The sequence below is a fragment of the uncultured Shewanella sp. genome (genome assembly GCF_947497935.1).
Taxonomy (GTDB): Bacteria; Pseudomonadota; Gammaproteobacteria; order Enterobacterales; family Shewanellaceae; genus Shewanella.
In genome coordinates this window covers 40,444-57,577 of record NZ_CANMIO010000023.1, presented here as the reverse complement: position 1 = coordinate 57,577, position 17,134 = coordinate 40,444, and the positions used below count along the sequence as shown (strand labels likewise).

Annotated in this window: 15 protein-coding genes and 3 pseudogenes; 10 read left to right on the top strand and 8 right to left on the bottom strand. The window is 42.4% G+C overall.

The genetic code is table 11. The features are described 5' to 3' along the window. The first annotated feature begins 240 nt into the window (after positions 1-240). Together Q1A86_RS19025 and Q1A86_RS19020 are read left to right on the top strand one after the other, a co-directional pair. Positions 241-2,091 (top strand): sodium:proton antiporter, encoded by a 1,851-nt coding sequence (locus Q1A86_RS19025; RefSeq protein WP_299810297.1) that lies wholly within the window; start codon positions 241-243, stop codon positions 2,089-2,091. A 187-nt stretch (positions 2,092-2,278) separates the two neighbouring features. Then, positions 2,279-2,407, top strand: a pseudogene (locus Q1A86_RS19020) (transposase); the annotation flags it as partial. Positions 2,408-2,763: 356 nt separating this feature from the next. Here the strand turns inward: Q1A86_RS19020 and Q1A86_RS19015 are convergent. The 5 genes and pseudogenes from Q1A86_RS19015 to Q1A86_RS18995 all read right to left on the bottom strand — a co-directional run. Next, positions 2,764-3,005, bottom strand: a pseudogene (locus Q1A86_RS19015) (IS4 family transposase); the annotation flags it as partial. Between the two features lie 116 nt (positions 3,006-3,121). Continuing rightward, on the bottom strand, positions 3,122-4,771 hold the full coding sequence (locus Q1A86_RS19010; protein WP_299810294.1) for a choice-of-anchor X domain-containing protein: 1,650 nt from the start codon (positions 4,769-4,771) through the stop codon (positions 3,122-3,124). Next, entirely contained in the window at positions 4,768-5,526 is a 759-nt protein-coding gene (locus Q1A86_RS19005) for a hypothetical protein (protein ID WP_299810291.1), read from the bottom strand. Before Q1A86_RS19005 ends, Q1A86_RS19010 begins: the two co-directional genes overlap by 4 nt. Positions 5,527-5,559: 33 nt before the next feature. Further along, positions 5,560-6,330 (bottom strand): hypothetical protein, encoded by a 771-nt coding sequence (locus Q1A86_RS19000; protein ID WP_299810288.1) that lies wholly within the window; start codon positions 6,328-6,330, stop codon positions 5,560-5,562. 298 nt (positions 6,331-6,628) lie between these two features. Further along, positions 6,629-6,874 (bottom strand): annotated as a pseudogene (locus tag Q1A86_RS18995) (transposase); the annotation flags it as partial. A 300-nt stretch (positions 6,875-7,174) separates the two neighbouring features. On the opposite strand from Q1A86_RS18995, the gene Q1A86_RS18990 reads away from it, so the two are divergent. From Q1A86_RS18990 to Q1A86_RS18965, 6 genes are all read left to right on the top strand, one after another. Next, positions 7,175-7,396, top strand: a complete 222-nt coding sequence (locus tag Q1A86_RS18990) for a hypothetical protein (protein WP_299810285.1) — start codon at positions 7,175-7,177, stop codon at positions 7,394-7,396. Between the two features lie 438 nt (positions 7,397-7,834). Further along, positions 7,835-7,978 (top strand): hypothetical protein, encoded by a 144-nt coding sequence (locus tag Q1A86_RS18985; RefSeq protein WP_299810282.1) that lies wholly within the window; start codon positions 7,835-7,837, stop codon positions 7,976-7,978. A 666-nt stretch (positions 7,979-8,644) separates the two neighbouring features. After that, a complete protein-coding gene (locus Q1A86_RS18980) occupies positions 8,645-9,937 on the top strand; it encodes a serine/threonine transporter (protein WP_299810279.1) in 1,293 nt (430 codons plus the stop codon). Positions 9,938-10,327: 390 nt separating this feature from the next. Next, positions 10,328-10,540, top strand: coding sequence for a hypothetical protein (locus tag Q1A86_RS18975; RefSeq protein WP_299810276.1), 213 nt, complete (start codon positions 10,328-10,330; stop codon positions 10,538-10,540). 71 nt (positions 10,541-10,611) lie between these two features. Then, positions 10,612-10,899 (top strand): hypothetical protein, encoded by a 288-nt coding sequence (locus Q1A86_RS18970; protein ID WP_299810273.1) that lies wholly within the window; start codon positions 10,612-10,614, stop codon positions 10,897-10,899. Between the two features lie 103 nt (positions 10,900-11,002). Further along, the gene (locus Q1A86_RS18965) at positions 11,003-11,275 is read left to right on the top strand and encodes a hypothetical protein (protein ID WP_299810270.1); all 273 of its coding nucleotides are present in this window, start codon (positions 11,003-11,005) and stop codon (positions 11,273-11,275) included. Between the two features lie 164 nt (positions 11,276-11,439). Here Q1A86_RS18965 and fadE read toward each other — a convergent pair whose 3' ends face one another. Continuing rightward, positions 11,440-13,887 carry an acyl-CoA dehydrogenase FadE gene (gene fadE / locus Q1A86_RS18960; protein WP_299810267.1) on the bottom strand — a complete coding sequence of 816 codons (2,448 nt, stop codon included), beginning with the start codon at positions 13,885-13,887 and terminating at the stop codon, positions 11,440-11,442. Between the two features lie 246 nt (positions 13,888-14,133). On the opposite strand from fadE, the gene Q1A86_RS18955 reads away from it, so the two are divergent. Then, positions 14,134-14,919, top strand: a complete 786-nt coding sequence (locus Q1A86_RS18955; RefSeq protein WP_299810264.1) for a class II glutamine amidotransferase — start codon at positions 14,134-14,136, stop codon at positions 14,917-14,919. Positions 14,920-14,997: 78 nt separating this feature from the next. On the opposite strand, the gene Q1A86_RS18950 is transcribed toward Q1A86_RS18955, so the two are convergent. Together Q1A86_RS18950 and Q1A86_RS18945 are read right to left on the bottom strand one after the other, a co-directional pair. Next, complete coding sequence (locus Q1A86_RS18950) at positions 14,998-15,762, bottom strand: DUF3108 domain-containing protein (protein WP_299810300.1); 765 nt, start codon at positions 15,760-15,762, stop codon at positions 14,998-15,000. A 43-nt stretch (positions 15,763-15,805) separates the two neighbouring features. After that, complete coding sequence (locus Q1A86_RS18945; RefSeq protein WP_299810261.1) at positions 15,806-16,159, bottom strand: MGMT family protein; 354 nt, start codon at positions 16,157-16,159, stop codon at positions 15,806-15,808. Positions 16,160-16,369: 210 nt separating this feature from the next. Between Q1A86_RS18945 and Q1A86_RS18940 the strand changes: the two genes are divergently transcribed. Beyond that, entirely contained in the window at positions 16,370-17,041 is a 672-nt protein-coding gene (locus tag Q1A86_RS18940) for a hypothetical protein (RefSeq protein WP_299810258.1), read from the top strand. Positions 17,042-17,134: the final 93 nt, after the last annotated feature.

The window sequence follows — 17,134 nt, the reverse complement described above, 5'->3', positions numbered from 1 at the left end:
AGCACCTAGCACCTAGCACCTAGCACCTAGCACCTAGCACCTAGCACCTAGCACCTAGCACCTAGCACCTAGCACCTCATCTTGCTGCATTCTTACCCATCCAGAATATTTAACGATAATATTGATTTACTTTTCTTAGCGTTATCGTATTTTACTCAGGTTTGACTATAGTTTTTACACTCAACGGCATGTTTTAACAAACAGCGTTTCAAGAGAAACGTTCAGATAAGGAAATAGGCTATGCTGGAGCAGATCACTGCGATGCTTGCTTTGCTAGGTGTGTTATCGTTGTTTTGTCAGTGGATAGGGTGGAAATTAAGACTGCCTGCTATTTTACCTCTATTGTTATGCGGCCTCTTGCTTGGGCCCGGTCTTGGCTTTTTACAGCCTGATGTCATTTTTGGTGATTTGTTGTTTCCGATCATCTCCCTTGGTGTTGCAATTATCCTATTTGAGGGCGCATTAACCCTTAATTTCAAAGAGATTAAAGAGCATGGTGTTATGGTGACGCGACTTGTTACCTTAGGCACAGTGATCACCTGGGCTTGTATTGCAATGGGCACCTTCTATTTACTCGATTTTAAATGGTCCATGGCGCTTTTATTTGGTGCCTTAGTGGTGGTTACGGGCCCGACTGTTATTGTACCCATGCTTCGAAGTGTGAGGCCAAAAACAGAGCTTGCCAGTATTTTGCGCTGGGAAGGTATCGTTATTGACCCCATCGGTGCGTTGCTTGCTGTGTTGGTGTTTGAATATATTGCTGTTGCGGCCGATCCCACTACACATGTTCTGCATGCCCTGAGTGCCATGTTGGCGATAGGTCTGGGCTTTGGTGCTGTTAGCGGTTATTTAGTTGGGTTAATTCTGCGTAATAACTTACTGCCACATTACTTACGTAATACCGCGGTTCTGACCTTAATGTTAGCGGTTTTCGTTGGTTCAAACCTGTTACAGGAAGAAGCAGGTCTGCTTTCTGTGACGGTAATGGGTATATGGCTCGCGAATATGAAGGGCGTCGATATCGCTGATATTCTCGAGTTTAAAGAGACCCTGACCGTATTACTTATTTCTGCGCTATTTATATTACTTGCAGCAAGACTCAATGCCGATGCACTGCTAAACCTAGGCTGGGAAGGCTTAGCGCTACTCGCGGTGGTGATGTTAATTGCACGTCCTTTAAGTATTTGGTGTTGTGGTGTCGGTACCTCGCTCTCAAAGGGGGATAAGTGGTTTTTAAGTTGGGTAGCACCACGGGGTATTGTTGCCGCTGCGGTATCTTCATTATTTGCTATTAAGCTTGAAGCCATCGGAATTGAAGGTGCTGAGCTCATTGTGCCTCTGGTGTTTTTAATAATTATCGGCACAGTGGTTATTCAAAGTTTAACGGCAGGGCGATGGGCAAAAATGCTTGGCGTTACCGCTGACTCCTCTCAAGGCTTACTCATTTTCGGCGCATCCAAGTTTCCACGGGCACTGGCTAAAACCCTGCAGGCAAAGGGTGTCACAGTGCTGCTTGCCGATAATAACTGGGATAATGTGCGCTTAGCCCGTATGGATAACGTACCCGTTTATTTTGGTAATCCTGCATCAGAACATGCCGAAAATCATATGAATATGGCAGGTATTGGCCGAGTACTGGTAATGTCGCCATACAGGCAGCTCAATCCGCTTGTCACTTTCTATTTTCAAGATGTATTTGGTAATAAAAAGGTATTTGGACTCAATAATGGTGAAACAGCCAGTGCAAGACATCAATTATCTGAGTCTTACTTGGAGCGATTAAGTCTATTTGGTGATGGTGTCTCTTATTCTAAGCTTGCGAGTTTAATGGCGAAAGGTGCAACAATTAAAAGTACACGCCTAACAGAAAGTTTCAATTACGCTATGTTTATGGAGCAGTATGCCGAAGCTGCCATCCCGCTTATTTATCTGCAAGAGGGGAAGGTGCGGTTGATTAGTGGTGAAGGTGAACTTGAGATCCCTATAGGGGTTGAACTTATCAGCTTAATTCCTGCCGATGCAGCTAAGTTGGGATTAACTAATGAATCTAATGACGAGCCGAGAGTCATTGGTGATGAAACAATGGCGTGATTAGCTAAGCTCTTTTAGGATGCTTGTTTTCGTATAAGTCATATGTAAGGGAACGTCTTAGAGTGATCAGTCTAAGACGTTATTGCCCCAAAGTGAGTTATGGCCAGAGCTTGACTGCATCGAGTGATACTGGTGCTGCCATATATTATTTTATGCAAAATCTTCTGTTTAGTTGGCCAAATTCAGTGTGCCACAACACTATACCGAAACTCAGATAATTAAGATCCTGAAAGAAGTAGAAGATGGTCGTCTGATCAAGGAAGTTCGCCGAGAATATGGTATTTCAGCGACAACGTATTATAGCTGGAAGAGTAAGCTCTAATAGTCACGTTACTCAGTCACCAAATAATAAGTAATACATCACTGAGCCAACGATACATAAAATCCCGATGGCAGCTAAAATTAGGCTTAGCTCTAAGTGCGCCATGCTATCCATTAACGATCCTTGTCAATGGTGTAGGAAGTATAGCAATGGTTCAATTTAATGATAATGCGATTTTCTCATTTCTATTAAGGGGGACCGACTAAAACGCTTCAGCCCCTTTTCTTGTTAGAGAAAAGATCCAATCATATCTTGTTAATCGATATTTGCCCTATCTGGGGTAATGAATAAGGCAAAAGCAAGACCTGACTCCATTGATTGCTTAGTATATGTTAAATGTTCCGATTTCACGCAGGGTGTATAACCTCTCTATACCAATGGGCTTGAGTGCAATTGAATAGTGCTTTCAATGCCGTTTCACCACGCTTGGTGCGACAAATGACTTGCCTTCTCGCTCAACAATATCAAGCATATTAACTATATACGCCATAGACTTGTCATTATAAATGGCCAAGCTATTGATTCTAGAGTCGACTCGACTTGGTGGGGTTTAAATTGATTAGATGACATCTAAAGCTTGTGAAACGAGCATAAAAAATCCGAGAACTGGTTACAGAACTCGGATTTTGAATGATTCAGAAGAACAGTCAACCGATCGATGAATCCACTAAATAATCGGCATTAGGGCTTTCCCCCTGTTTTAATTTTTTACCAATCGACTGGGGAATTTTCTGGCTCCAAGCAAGTGCCATCAGCCTCCCAATCCAGGGCTTGACTATACAGTTTGTACAACTGCGTCTCAGCCTTGTCTGGGTTTTTATTCTCAAAGGACTTTATTCTATTTAGTTTATTCAATAAGCGCCGTTTCAGCTTCGAACATAGAGTATTAGCAATTCGGATTATCTCTGCTTCCACTCCAATGCCACACCCAACAATTTGGGAACATGCATAAGCATTGGTCTCTCCCACCATGGCAACTAATTCAGTGAGATCCTCTGTTGAATTGAAGTTCGGGTAAATTAAGAAATTTGTTAATGAGTAAGGGCCATCTTCACCATTTCCGCCTATACTAGCCCCCAAGAAGGCAAATGAAACTGAGTTAACTCCAGCACTTAGATATATTTTGCTATGCCCAGCTTCACCTATAATAGCTTTAGTTGGCGAACGAAGGTCTGCGGAGGCCCCATAGAATCCAGCTACCTCGGTATCAATTGAAACGTCAACTACTAACCTTTCATAAAAGCCATCGCCATCATTGTCTACCCCATAATCATTTGAGATACCATCTACAATTAAAGGTTCACGTTCAAACTTGCTAGGATCTACTGTCAATACGCCTAAGTCACTCCAAAGGCCTAAAGTTCTGGCACCTTTCCATATATACATTGTTGTGACCTGCCACGGCTGGGCTTGTAGCTTCTTAAGCTCATCCACACCTATAGTTACGGCTAATGGTGACTCGGCCTGTTCAATTAGGGACGTTTCTATAACACTGTTACCTGAAGCATCTTTTATTTCGGCGGTTATTGAGTATTCACCTGGAATCCTAGGGGCCAACTCTTCGAATGTTAATAGAACACTATTGAACAAGCCATCATTATCCAAATCAACCGTGCTGACACTATATTGACCAGAGATTGAAATATATGTTGGGGATACAAAAATTGATTCTGAGACTTTACCTTGTTTATTATTCCAGTTTGCAGTTATTTTAGCTTGATAAGTATCGGCCGAATTAAAACTTGTTAGTACACTATATACACCGTCACCAAGGGAAACGTCAGGTGATTGACCATCATCTTTTAAGATTAAATGCCCAACAACTCCCCCAGTTGAGTCAATAAGGTCAACAGTTATAGTTGCTCCTATAGCTGGAGCCCCTTCGTGATAAAGTACAACAGAAAAAGGCACCATCGTATTTGGGGCTATTCCCTTTGACGGCTCGCCAACTATTGCTCTGTACTTCAGACCCGGGCTTTCCAGCACTGATACACCAGATAATTCATCTGTGCGTGCTTGAACTGCTATGAAATAGGTACCGGTAACAGCAGTATCTGACTTGATAGTTATCAAAGTGTTATCATTCGTTACATTGCTCTCCGTTATCCATGATATGTTGTAAGAGCTAGAGTTGGTTTCATTAATTGACGTTCCATTAGGCAGTGTAAGAACAACATCCTCACTATTGGCACCAGTTACAAATACTGTGAAACTAGTACTAGACACTAAGAATTGTTCATTTAAAGTGTCTCCATTTTCTAGTTGATACACCTGTGTCATGGGAAGAAGTGGTACGGCTTGGCTCATGTTTGTATGTATTGTGATAACCAAGAAGCATAAATATGTAAATTTTCTCATTTTAAGTCTCCCCATCCTAGGACTGTAGTTCCTTGTGAAATCCCTTCATTTTGTGAATGTGTATCAATTACTGTTCCATGATTTTTCCCATTCACTCCGGTCATCGAGACTGAACTTGTTATCCCCGGTGCACCATGAGAGCTCTCTAGAGTAACCATTGAGTCATTTGGGTTAGGGCCGGTACCAAAGTAATGAACTTTATGAGTAACTATACCTCCACCTTGACCTGGTTCAATGTCGTAAGTAATTTTGAGCTCATCATAATCATATAGCAACTTATGTAAGGTATTCGCTAAGTAGCTCCATTCTATCTGATTACCTGCAATTTCAGATGCATTCAAATCCCCGGACTGATCCATATCAGCATCAGCTCCAATGCTTGCTAATTTTGCCCCGTTGAGGTTTGTCACTCTTTGGTTAGATACTTTCCATGTAGATACTTTTAGATCACAAATATCACTAGAAAAATTGGTCGAAGGAAAAAGATAGGGGAAGTAATCCGCAACTAGGGTTCCTTTATGTGGAGACGCATGAGTTAGTAGACTTTTTAAATCCATATTCTCGTAGACTGGTGAGCCATCCATTGTACTAACTTGGACAGTATGATCTTTTTCAGATAACTTCTTTAAAAGCATCCGCCCAATCAGTCCACCGGCTGAATGCCCAACCATATGTCCTTGCGCTGTTCCTATTGTTTTGCCTTCATCACTGATTTGTTGAATAAATTCATCTGCATATGTTTTTAATGATTCCAATTCATTTGGATTACAGGTCAATATAAGAGAAGCTTAGCTTTGGTTTAATACCTTGGAATGTAGACCCAACGATGACTGTATATTATTGACATAACCAGAATTTTCAAGAGCATCAGGATTTCCTGATAGCCCTGGCAATAAATAAATAGGCTTAGCGGTTTCAAATTTAAGACCAACCCAATCAATAGAGGTTGCCCAGACTTTACATCCGACACCGCCACCAGATAATGGAACATCAATATTGTTCACATCAATTGCAATTTGAATTGTATTTATGGCTACTTGTCCAGGAGCAGAAGGGAAATTAACTTTATCAATGGGAACATCGAAAGCATCATTGAATTTCCAGAGTTCATTTGATCCTTTTAGTTCGCCTATTTTCTCACCATTAAAATAAACATCGTCTCTTTCAGCTTGTAAGGAGTCATCGATAATACCATCTCCATCACAATCAGCGACAGGATTAGCTTCTGAGTCTACATCATATGAAGGTATATAAATTTTAGCAGTTTCTGAAACAACACCATTCACCAACGCGGTGGAAACATCACCAATATACCGGTGTACTGGAATTGAGACAGAAATTTCAAACTGCCGGCTATCACGAAACATATAGCGATCTAAAACCCCTGACCTTCTATCTGTTACAATATATTCCCCGTTTGGTTCAGCAATATGCTCGTAACTTACTGGAGATTCCCCAGAATGTGGTGGATAATTGGCATTAGCTTGCGCCAGACCGTTGGTAAAAATCACTAAAGGTATTATCATGCCTATAGGATTCAATATTGAATTAATTGTCATTATGTTCTTCCTTAAATATAAATAAATTTATGTATACAACATCGTTAACTTCCAACTGTTTGATGTTTAAAGCTTTCATTTATAACTATTCATGATGGACATTAAAGTATAGACAGCATTTCAAATTTGGAAAAAATTTATGAAATGATTTCCCATAACAATAGGTTTAGTCGTTACTTGGTGATGAGAGTTTCGACAATGAGCACTTTTCTAATGTTGAATATATTTATTATGATTTAGGTTAAAGTCTTGAACAGGTTGTCTCTGAAGCAGGGCAAGAGCCTACTTTGAATGATTTTCAACTAAAGAACAGCTGAGCACGATATTCATCATTCCAGCCCGCCTTCTTGAGCTTGTTTTGTTGACTCGGTGCGCCGCATTGGCTTTGTTTTAGTATGTTCAGAACAAAACGACGGAACAGTGCCATGTGTTCGACAGCATCCTCCATAACTATACGAGACTTATCTTCATTGAAGACTACATCAAGAAAATAATGCTGGCAGTTCTCTATTCGCCAGTGTTGACGGATATAGTGGTGTAGCATTGAGGAAGATGCGTAAGGCACAAAAGAAGGCTGCGAAGATACTTAATAAAGATCGGAACTCAATAATTGCTCATCGTGATGTGGATGCACTGTTACAAATAAGAAGTATTGAGCGTTTGGAGGCGAAAACGGTGTTCGAAACGACTCGGTGAAAAACAAGAAAAGAGCAAGCTACTAAAGAAAGAAAGCTAATCGATCAGGACTACCATGGATGGGAGATGAACCTGAGCGTATTTAGGCACAAGTAATGAGTCGCTTTACTATGTGTAAAGTTAAGTCCTGTACTAAGGGGGGGCGGTCATGCGCCACGATAGGAATTGGCTACTAATCGATGACAATTGGGATATTCCACAGCTAGATATAGAAGTCTGGTTAGCTAAGTTCCATGAAAAATGCCTGGGGCAATCAGTGTTTGAGGTATTCGACACAATACTAGTTATCTCTAGATCTGGTGTGGAGCTAGCTGTTGCAACTCAAGAGTACACTGAGACCCTAGCTATTCCATCATTAAAAGAGAGTTAATCAGGTAGCCGGAAGTGTCTAGCCTCAAGTCACCCTGCATGCGACTCCGCCCACGACTATATGGGCTTAGGAGGTAGGCCAACGTAGGAGCTTGTTTCCGAGGGCGGTTCATTTAGAACACCTAACTTAGACTCGCTGGTTAGCTTCTTGTTTCGAGAATGAACTGCGATCCACCTCTTAGTGAGCATAATCCGGTTTCTTAAGATAATCATTACTTATGATAATGTGAATAGTAAATATTAGAGCCTAAGCATTAAATGATTTCTGTCCAAAAACGAGCTAGACCTTTAATCATAACTCTATTTGCCAAAGGTTGTGCTGTTCTAACTTAGTGTAGATACGGCCGTGACCGTCGAAAACAGGGATGTTTTCGTTGAGCTTACAGGGCCAATTCTGTTCCATACAGAATTTGGCATTTCCTCCATCCTTGGAGGTCAGATGGACTTGCAACGATATCCATATCTAAAAGCCAGTTCAGCATCCATGCTTCTCGTTCGTAGCATAAAGCTTCACTTTACTCACCGTGTCATGGCAGTGTCTGCACATGCGCTGGCCGCAGGCCGTTGGAACCACTTCTGTTGAATGTCATTCTCAGCTTAAAGATATATCGAGTCTTTGGGGGCTTTGTTATCAAACGAAGTTTGATTTCGATGTAAGGGCTAGTCGAGCTGCAGGCTCCAACTCACTTTTGTTCATTTATCGTTTAGAGCATTCATATTGGTCTTTTAGACTAATTAATTAATCCAATTTTCCATATGGATGAAACATGGTTACCGATCTAAGTTATCTCAGTAGGCAGATGATCCTTCACTTTAAAAGTTGCCGAATCTAACATCTGTATCTGCACAGTTGTTACATATTAGCATCTGATTTAACGACAATTAGACCGACTTTTATTGAGGCGAGTTCTGCGATGAACGAAAGGTCTGCACATGTCTAGCCGTTAAATTGCTTTGCGTGGTTAATAAAACAGCGAACAGGTTGCTTTATTTGTAAAACCTAAATAAGTTTGTCCGAAATCACATTTCTGTACAGTTCACTTCCCTATACTGCGCGGCCTTTACTGGGTTCTGCTAGTTTTTCATCCATCCTTTGGAGATAAACTCCCTATCTTATGTTGCCTATTTTGCTTGAGTCGATATTTTCGATGGCGATACGGTGTGGCTATATGATGAGGCGATGTGATTTTAGCTATGTAAACAGAACTCTTAAAAGGTCATATAAGAACCGTTTAAGGAGATGTCCATAATGGACTCTGTAATCAACAAAACTGAAAATACCTCGACACAAGTCAAGGTAAAATCAAACTGGAACAAGAGCGATACTCTATGGGTATTAGGCCTTTATGGTACGGCGGTGGGGGCTGGCACCCTTTTTCTACCCATTAATGCGGCTCAAGGTGGCTTGATCCCTCTTATTCTGATGGCACTATTGGCACTGCCAATGACCTTCTTCGCTCATCGCGGATTGACTCGTTTTGTATTATCGGGTTCAAATCCAGAAGCTGGGATCACCGAAGTGGTAGAGGAGCATTTTGGCGTAGGCATGGGTAAGGTGATTACCTTACTGTATTTCTTTGCCATCTATCCGATTTTGCTTGTTTACAGCGTTGCACTTACCAATACTGTCGAAAGCTTCATGCAGCATCAGCTAAGTATAACTCCGCCTAACCGCGCCACATTAGCCTTAATCTTGATCATTGGCTTGATCGCAGTCGTGCGCTTAGGTGAGCAGTTAATCATCAAAGCGATGAGTGTGCTGGTTTTCCCATTCGTTGCTGTTTTATTGCTGCTTTCTGTTTACCTAATTCCTTACTGGAACACGTCAATATTTAGCAATGTGATGCCAGCAGAAGGTGGGATCAGCACTATCTTAATGGCCTTGTGGTTAATATTGCCAGTGATGGTATTTTCATTTAACCACTCTCCGGTAATTTCCTCCTTTGCAGTCGATCGTAGAAAGTTTCACGGCGAAAATGCTGAGAAACAGTGTTCACGGATCTTAGCTTGCAGCCATACTCTTATGGTGGTGACTGTGATGTTTTTCGTGTTTAGTTGTGTGTTCAGCCTATCGCCTGCCAATTTGGCAGAGGCGAAAGCGCAAAATGTGTCGATATTAACTTATCTGGCAAACCATTTTGACACACCCATTATTGCCTATGTTGCGCCTATTGTGGCGATCATCGCTATCACTAAGTCATTCTTTGGCCACTATATTGGGGCGAGTGAAGGCTTTAATGGTTTAATCATCAAGGCTGCACGCGGCAAGGGAAAAGAGGTTAACCCTGTTATTTTGAACCGTGTTACCGCTGGTTTTATGCTATTGACCACTTGGGCCGTAGCTACAATTAATCCGAATATTTTGGGTATGATTGAAAGCCTAGGTGGTCCAATCATCGCTCTATTGCTGTTTATCATGCCTATGTACGCCATCATGAAAGTGCCAGCGATGAAGCAATACTCAGGTACCATCAGTAATGTTTTTGTGGTGATTATTGGATTGGTATCAATATCGGCAATCTTCTATTCATTGGTGCAGTAATACCATTCACTTTAAATAGGTAATTGGTATTTAATAGAAAGAGGGCAAGGGTCACAGCTTTTGCTCTCTTTATCTATGGGGTTGGCGAGAATTATCAATACCGCTACCACACATTATTACGCTGTGTCATTTGCACTCTATTCATACCTTAAACAATATATACTGAAAACTTGGCTGCCATTGCCGCTAATCTGAAACCTCATCCGTAAACGAGTCCGAATGTTGGGCCCTGTCACTTGAATGCAAGTTAATCGTGTTTTTTCTTAGCTTGCGTAGCGCATCAAAGTAACTTTCATCAGAATAACTAAAATCATCGTCAAAACATCAGCTTAAAAAATAGTTTTATCAAAGCTAAGCCAAACGAAACAACATCTAAGTAATGAGTTGAATATGAGTGAGTATTTTTTTATTAGGGAGAGCATGAGTATTCCTGTTCATAGCTTCCCTGATGAATTTATTGATTCGATCCCCCTTGATGCTTTTAGCTATCCAAGTGCGCCTGTCCCCTTAGTTATCAATTATGAAACGGATGAACAGCATAGCGTCCCAGACGCATTTGAAATGCCGGCATTTTCGTTGGGAAGGCGATTTTTAAAGAGTTAGATCTACTGCAGATTTTTGGCACTAACTGGGTCGATATTGAGCTTCACCATCGAGGGAACCATGATTTTGTTATGCTGCAAGTCGCGGCGCGGCTAAAGGTGATAGATAGGCAAAATAGTGATTTAAAGCTTTATAGGCAAGATGATGATGGAGATGAAGTTATCCGTGGCATTCGCCATATGTGTATCGATAACGCAACATTAGCGGCCATTGCTCTAGAAAAACGTTTAATTTTTTTCGATCCCGCTTGGTATAAACACGTGTTTTTTCATCAATCTGTTGTTGAGAAACTGGCTAAGGCTGACTTACTGGGGGTTGAGTTTATTGCCGCGGAAGGATATTCAGATTTTGCTAATTAACAGTTATAAATTTCAACGTGTTATGCGCTCATATTATGTACTTGCTGTTTTGGTGTTTAGTGGGGGTTTACTGAGTACGATTGCCTGGGCTGGATGTGGACAGATGACAGCGCAGTGTTTAATCGTTGTCGATGAACAGCAGCGGACAGAATCATGTGAAATCACCGTCTGCGCCAATGTGAATGAATATTCAGCCGATTGGCAGCTCGAAAATGGCGGTACGGTATCAGAGCGCATAGACAAAGACTCTAAGGTCATCAAGCTAGATGGCCAAGGGGGGATATCTTTGCCTTATACAATCTTAAAAGATAACCTGACATGCTATGCAATACATGATGCCAGTAGGGTTTATTGCGCTAAAGATCTCTCGCTATAGTGAAGTGATTTTGTCACTCCAATTAGAGCGTGTGGCAAGATGTTTTCGGTGAGTGCTGATGCCACTAGATGGCTTTAATGACATTTCAGGACAAGACACATCAAATAAAAAGGCCTAAGTATTAAACTTAGGCCTTTTTATTTACTGGGGGAGCTAGGTTAACCTTATGCCGCTTGCACCTCTTTAGTGTACTCAAGTGTGCGAGCTTTTAACTCTTCAGGGTCAAAGTCATCGACGTTGATTGACTTCATACGCCCTATCTCGGCGCGCTCGAGTAGCGCGACTTCTTCTTCACTTAGCACGCCAAGCGCTTTACCTTCTGCAGCTATTTTATCTAACCACATAAAGGGGAGGCGTTTACCTGCAGCCTTACAGACTTTGTCGTAGATAGGTTCAGATGCCAAGATATCCTTGAAGGTCTGCTCTTGAATACCCACAGCGTTATGCTCACTGGGTGTCCAGAACTGTCCTTTACCAAGACGGTCGCGACTTGCACAAGGAGTTTGCATAATTTTAGCTACCTTATGGTCGAGCACGTCACTTGGGCGCTTAAGTGGGCGACCAAACGGAAAAATAACGCCGCGAAGAACAATACCTAGTCCCATTGGGAAGTTGTCTAGCAACTCATCTAACGAAGACTGTAGCTTATACAATGAATCTTCGACGGCCCACTGTACTAACGGTAGATCTTCGGTGAGGCGACCTTCATCTTCGTAGCGCTTAAGGGTTGCCGATGCTAAATAAAGCTGACTGAGTAGGTCGCCAAGGCGCGCCGAGATCCGCTCTTTACGTTTAAGATTGCCACCAAGTGTCGCCATCGCTAAGTCAGATAGTAAGGCTAAGTTGGCACTAAAGCGGTTCATCTGTTGATAATAACGCTTTGTCTTATCAGAGTATGGCGCGTTCGAGAAGCGACTAGAGGTTAGACCCATCCATAAGCTACGAACTAAGTTGCTGGTGGTAAATCCAATATGGCCAAAGATGGCTGCATCAAAGTCTCGTAGCCCTTTGTTTGCATCAGGATCGAAGGCCGACTCCATTTCGGCTAATACATACGGATGGCAGCGAATAGCACCCTGGCCATAGATGATCATCGAGCGGGTAAGAATGTTGGCGCCTTCTACGGTAATCGCGATAGGCGCAGCCTGATAACCTCGTCCTAGGTAGTTATTTGGGCCTAAACACACCCCTTTACCGCCGTGAATGTCCATAGCGTCAATGACACATCTTTGCATTCTGTCAGTGAGATGATATTTCACAATAGCAGAGATAACCGATGGCTTTTCACCAAGGTCAATACCGGTTGTGGTCAGTGTCGTTACCGCATCCATCAGGTAAGCGTTACCGCCAATGCGGGCCATTGGCTCTTCAATGCCTTCTAGCTTGCCGATAGGTAGCTTGAACTGGCGACGAATGCGGGCGTATGCACCCGTTGCAACGGCTGCAGTCTTTATACCGCCGGCGGAGTTTGACGGCAGTGTGATACCACGTCCAACAGACAGGCATTCAACCAGCATTCTCCAGCCTTGTCCTGCCATCTCAGCGCCACCAATAATGAAGCTAAGTGGTACAAACACTTCATTACCTCGTGTAGGACCATTTTGGAACATACAGTTTAGGGGGAAGTGGCGGCGGCCCGTTTCAACACCTTCGATGTCGGTAGGAATCAGGGCACAGGTAATGCCTAAATCTTCTTGATTGCCGAGTAATTGGTCGGGATCGCGAAGCTTAAATGCAAGACCCAGCACCGTAGCCACAGGTGCTAAGGTAATGTAACGCTTGTTCCAAGTTAGTTTCATACCTAGAACTTCTTCGCCTTCCCATTCGCCTTTACACACGATACCGAAATCAGGAATGGCGCCTGCGTCGCTACCAGCTTCTGGGCTGGTTAAAGCAAAACACGGGACTTCAAGCCCCTGAGCAAGGCGCGGTAGGTAATGATCTTGCTGAGCTTGAGTGCCGTAGTGCTGTAGTAATTCACCAGGGCCTAAAGAGTTAGGTACGCCAACGGTCGATGCAAGCTCACTGCTTAGGCCTGCAAGTTTTTGTAATACGCGTGATTGTGCATAGGCAGAATATTCTAAGCCACCATATTTCTTTTTGATGATCATCGCAAAAAAGCCATGATCTTTAAGGTATTGCCAGATCTCTTCAGGTAAATCGCCTAATTCATGAGAGACTTGATGTTGATTTAGCATACGGCACACTTCTTCAACGGGACCGTCGAGGAAAGCTTGCTCTTCAGCACTTAGACTGGCTTTTGGATAGTTATGAAGTTTGCTCCAGTCTGGCTTTCCTGCAAATAGATCGGCTTCCCACCATGTGGTACCTGCTTCGATGGCTTCTTTTTCGGTTGAAGACATCTCTGGCATAATGCCACGGTACATCTTAAGGAGTGGACGAGTGATGACATTCTGTCTAAATGAGCTGATATTAAGAGGCAGGGCAACGGCAAGAAATATTACCCAGAATAATGGGCTTAAGCTCGCGGCGCCGGTGCCGATTGCCAAAACAATCGCGGTGCCTAAGGTGGCGGTTAGAAGCGAGACTCTTAAATAAGCGAAGGCGCCTATTGTAAAAATCAACGCCAAGATCCAAAGTAGGGTAGTCACTGTAATTCTCCTTTTATGTGTGACCTATAGTTAACCTAAAGGCACTTATTTTGAGTTCTATCTCACAATTATAGCGTGTGGTCAGACCTGTGTTTCATAAAATTTATACGTTCGTTAATTTTAATACAAGTAGTTTTCAAACAAATGTTTAAATTTTTTTGTATGCAGTCAAGCATTCCACAATGGCTATCAAGTGGTTAGAATGACGTTATTAACGATGTAGCAGATTGAACGGGATTGAGATTAATGTGCGAGTTGCTGGCCATGAGCGCCAATGTACCGACTGATATAGTATTTAGTTTTACAGGGTTAGCACAAAGAGGCGGAGTCACCGGTCCTCATGTCGATGGTTGGGGGATTACTTTTTACGAAGGAAAGGGAAATCGCACCTTTAAGGATGCGCGCCCTAGCAGCGAATCTCATATTGCCCAGTTAATTAAATCTTATCCCATAAAGAGTGAAGTGGTAGTCAGCCATATTCGCCAAGCTAACCGTGGTTGTGTTTCTCTCGAGAATACTCATCCATTTACAAGAGAGCTTTGGGGTCAGTATTGGACCTATGCCCACAACGGACAGTTGAGTGATTACGAAGACAAGTTTGTCTCAAGGCGATTTACCGCTGTAGGGGATACTGACAGTGAGATGGCTTTTTGCTGGATCATGGATCAAGTGGTGGAGAAATTTGGTGATAAAGCTCCCGATGATAGGTTAGCAGTTTACCAATATATATCGACCCTCGCAGATGAAATTCGCGCATTAGGTGTCTTTAATATGATCTTATGTGATGGTGAGCATTTAATGAGTTATTGCAGTAATAACCTTTGTTACATCACTCGTCGTGCCCCTTTTGGCAAGGCTAAATTGATTGATACCGATGTGGTGATCGATTTTGATAAAGAGACGACACCGAATGATGTAGTGACAGTGATTGCCACACGGCCGTTAACCAACAACGAACAGTGGAATGTGCTTACACCAGGTGAGTGGAAGTTGTTTAAAAAGGGTGAGTTGGTGAGTTCATCACAGAGCTAAATACTGACTGAATACATGTATAAGCTCGCAAGTTTTAAGCTTGCGAGCTTTTTAGTACCATTTTTATGGTTAATGAGATCAGCCTTCTTCTTTGTTTGCCTTGCCATCGACTAATGCCTGCTCAGTCGTTGCTTGTATCTCTTTATTACTCGGCTCAAAATGATAATTGAGTAGCTTAATATCAAGCTGCTTACTGCCTTTCTCAAAATGAGTTAAACGTATTGGAAGGTAACTCAGATCCGGTGCCATCCAAAAGAAGGTTTGGCGCTTGGTACTCTTGCGGACAACTTCAAATTTGACGGTTTGATAGCTACCACTCTCTATGTTTACTCGCTCTTTTCCCACGATTTTAAAGGCGTAGTCATCGACTTCTCCCTCTTTTACCATAGTGTAATGTAGCTCATCTTTATGGGCTTCCATATCGAGTCTAAATTGCAGTTGCACCATCAGCGGATCAAACAGTTTACTGTCGTAGGGAAATTTCGCGCGCTCATCTTTATATTGGCTGTGCACCACATTCTGTCCTTTGGCAAAGGCGGCTTGCTCTCTAAAGCTAGGGCCTGTACCTGTTCGCTCAACGGAGTAACGCATAGGGATGAGTTGGTTACTATTCTCTACTGTAAATTCGCTACGGATGTTACGTTTATCAGACAGCATTAACAGTCCAATATCGCTATCGAATCGATACTGAAAGAAATTACCATCGGGAGCATTGAGGATATAACGGGCACGTCCCAATTCTATACTGCCGTAATTGACTTGATATTCGGCCGTGTGAGGTGTTAGCACCTTGGTATTGGCAAGCGTTAAATGGCTGACTAATATCAGGCTAATGGCCAATATTCCAGATAGCTGTTTAGACAAATCTACCTCCTTAATGAGGACACTAATACGGCATTGCAAGCACTAATGTTGCGATATCGGGCTGCCACTCATATTCAGACAACTTAACTCTACCACGGTTCACTATAATTCCTTCCGCTCGTAAACTTTGCATCTGTTCTATGAATGGCGGCGTATGTTCTGCAAAGGAAATCTTTCCCTGACTATTAATGACTCTATGCCAAGGAAGCAACATCTCTGCAGGAGCTGAACGTAATGCTTTAGAGACAAAACGCGCTTGACCGGGTAGGCCTGCTAAGTCTGCAACTTTACCGTAAGAATAGACTTTACCTTCGGGGATCATAGCTACAATGTGCCATATTTTCTCCATAGGTGAAGGTTTACTACTCGTTTGCATGATATTTATTTCCTTTATTACGGTAGATTTTAACCTGGATAATATCAACTATTTGGATTTATTGTATTCATGTTTAGGGAGTTTTTGATACATGCGTTGGTTAGTTGTTCCTTTATTTTGCAGCGTGTTACCTGCTTGTAATATAAAGTAAAAGACCTTGCTGAGGCTTGACACTAAAGTAATAATAGCGCTTTTTTGACGGTATATATAATGTCAGTAAAGGCGTTAACTCCACTCGTTGGCTCCCTATTATTTTTCTCCGCGGTCTTAGTTCCTAGTTATGCTAATGATTTTAGGCATATTGCCGATCCGTTAAACCTAAACAACTCTCTTTATGCGGGCTTCGATGGTGATGTCTTTAAATTGGGCGGGAGTTTTGCTACTAGCCATCAAAAATTTTCGGCCAATACCAATTTAGGTGGTGATAAGTGGAATTTAGGCTATCTCTACTCTGCTGAACAGGTCAATGTGAGAGCTTCAGTGCAACATGCCAAGACCGGTTCGCCACATGGTAAAGCGAGTTACTATCAATTTCAACTGGGTCTAATGACTGAGCATCAAGGTTGGTTTTCCACTCAGGTTTTTACTGAAATTGCAGTTAATCACTTGGCAGTTAAAGCTTATACAGACAGTACCGCCGCTAATGTGAATATGACAGTGCTTAAGCCTTTGACAGAGCATTGGTATAGTGAGTTTTATGCTCAGGGCAATATGGGGATCGATGGTGTAGAGCGTTATGAGGCGAAAAGCTGGTTAGCGCTTGGTTATCAAATCAATCCACAGTGGTCTTGGGTAGTGCGTTATCAATATGATTGGGAAAAACTAGAGCGTTTTGAAGGCGAAGATACCCAGTGGGTATTTGCAGTTCGTTCGCAATTTTAACTTTTGCGGTTTATTCCAAGCTCAATGCTAATAATCTAAGTTGCAGTGCTAATTTGAAGTGGATTCGCAGTGATTCGTTTTTAATTAATCAGC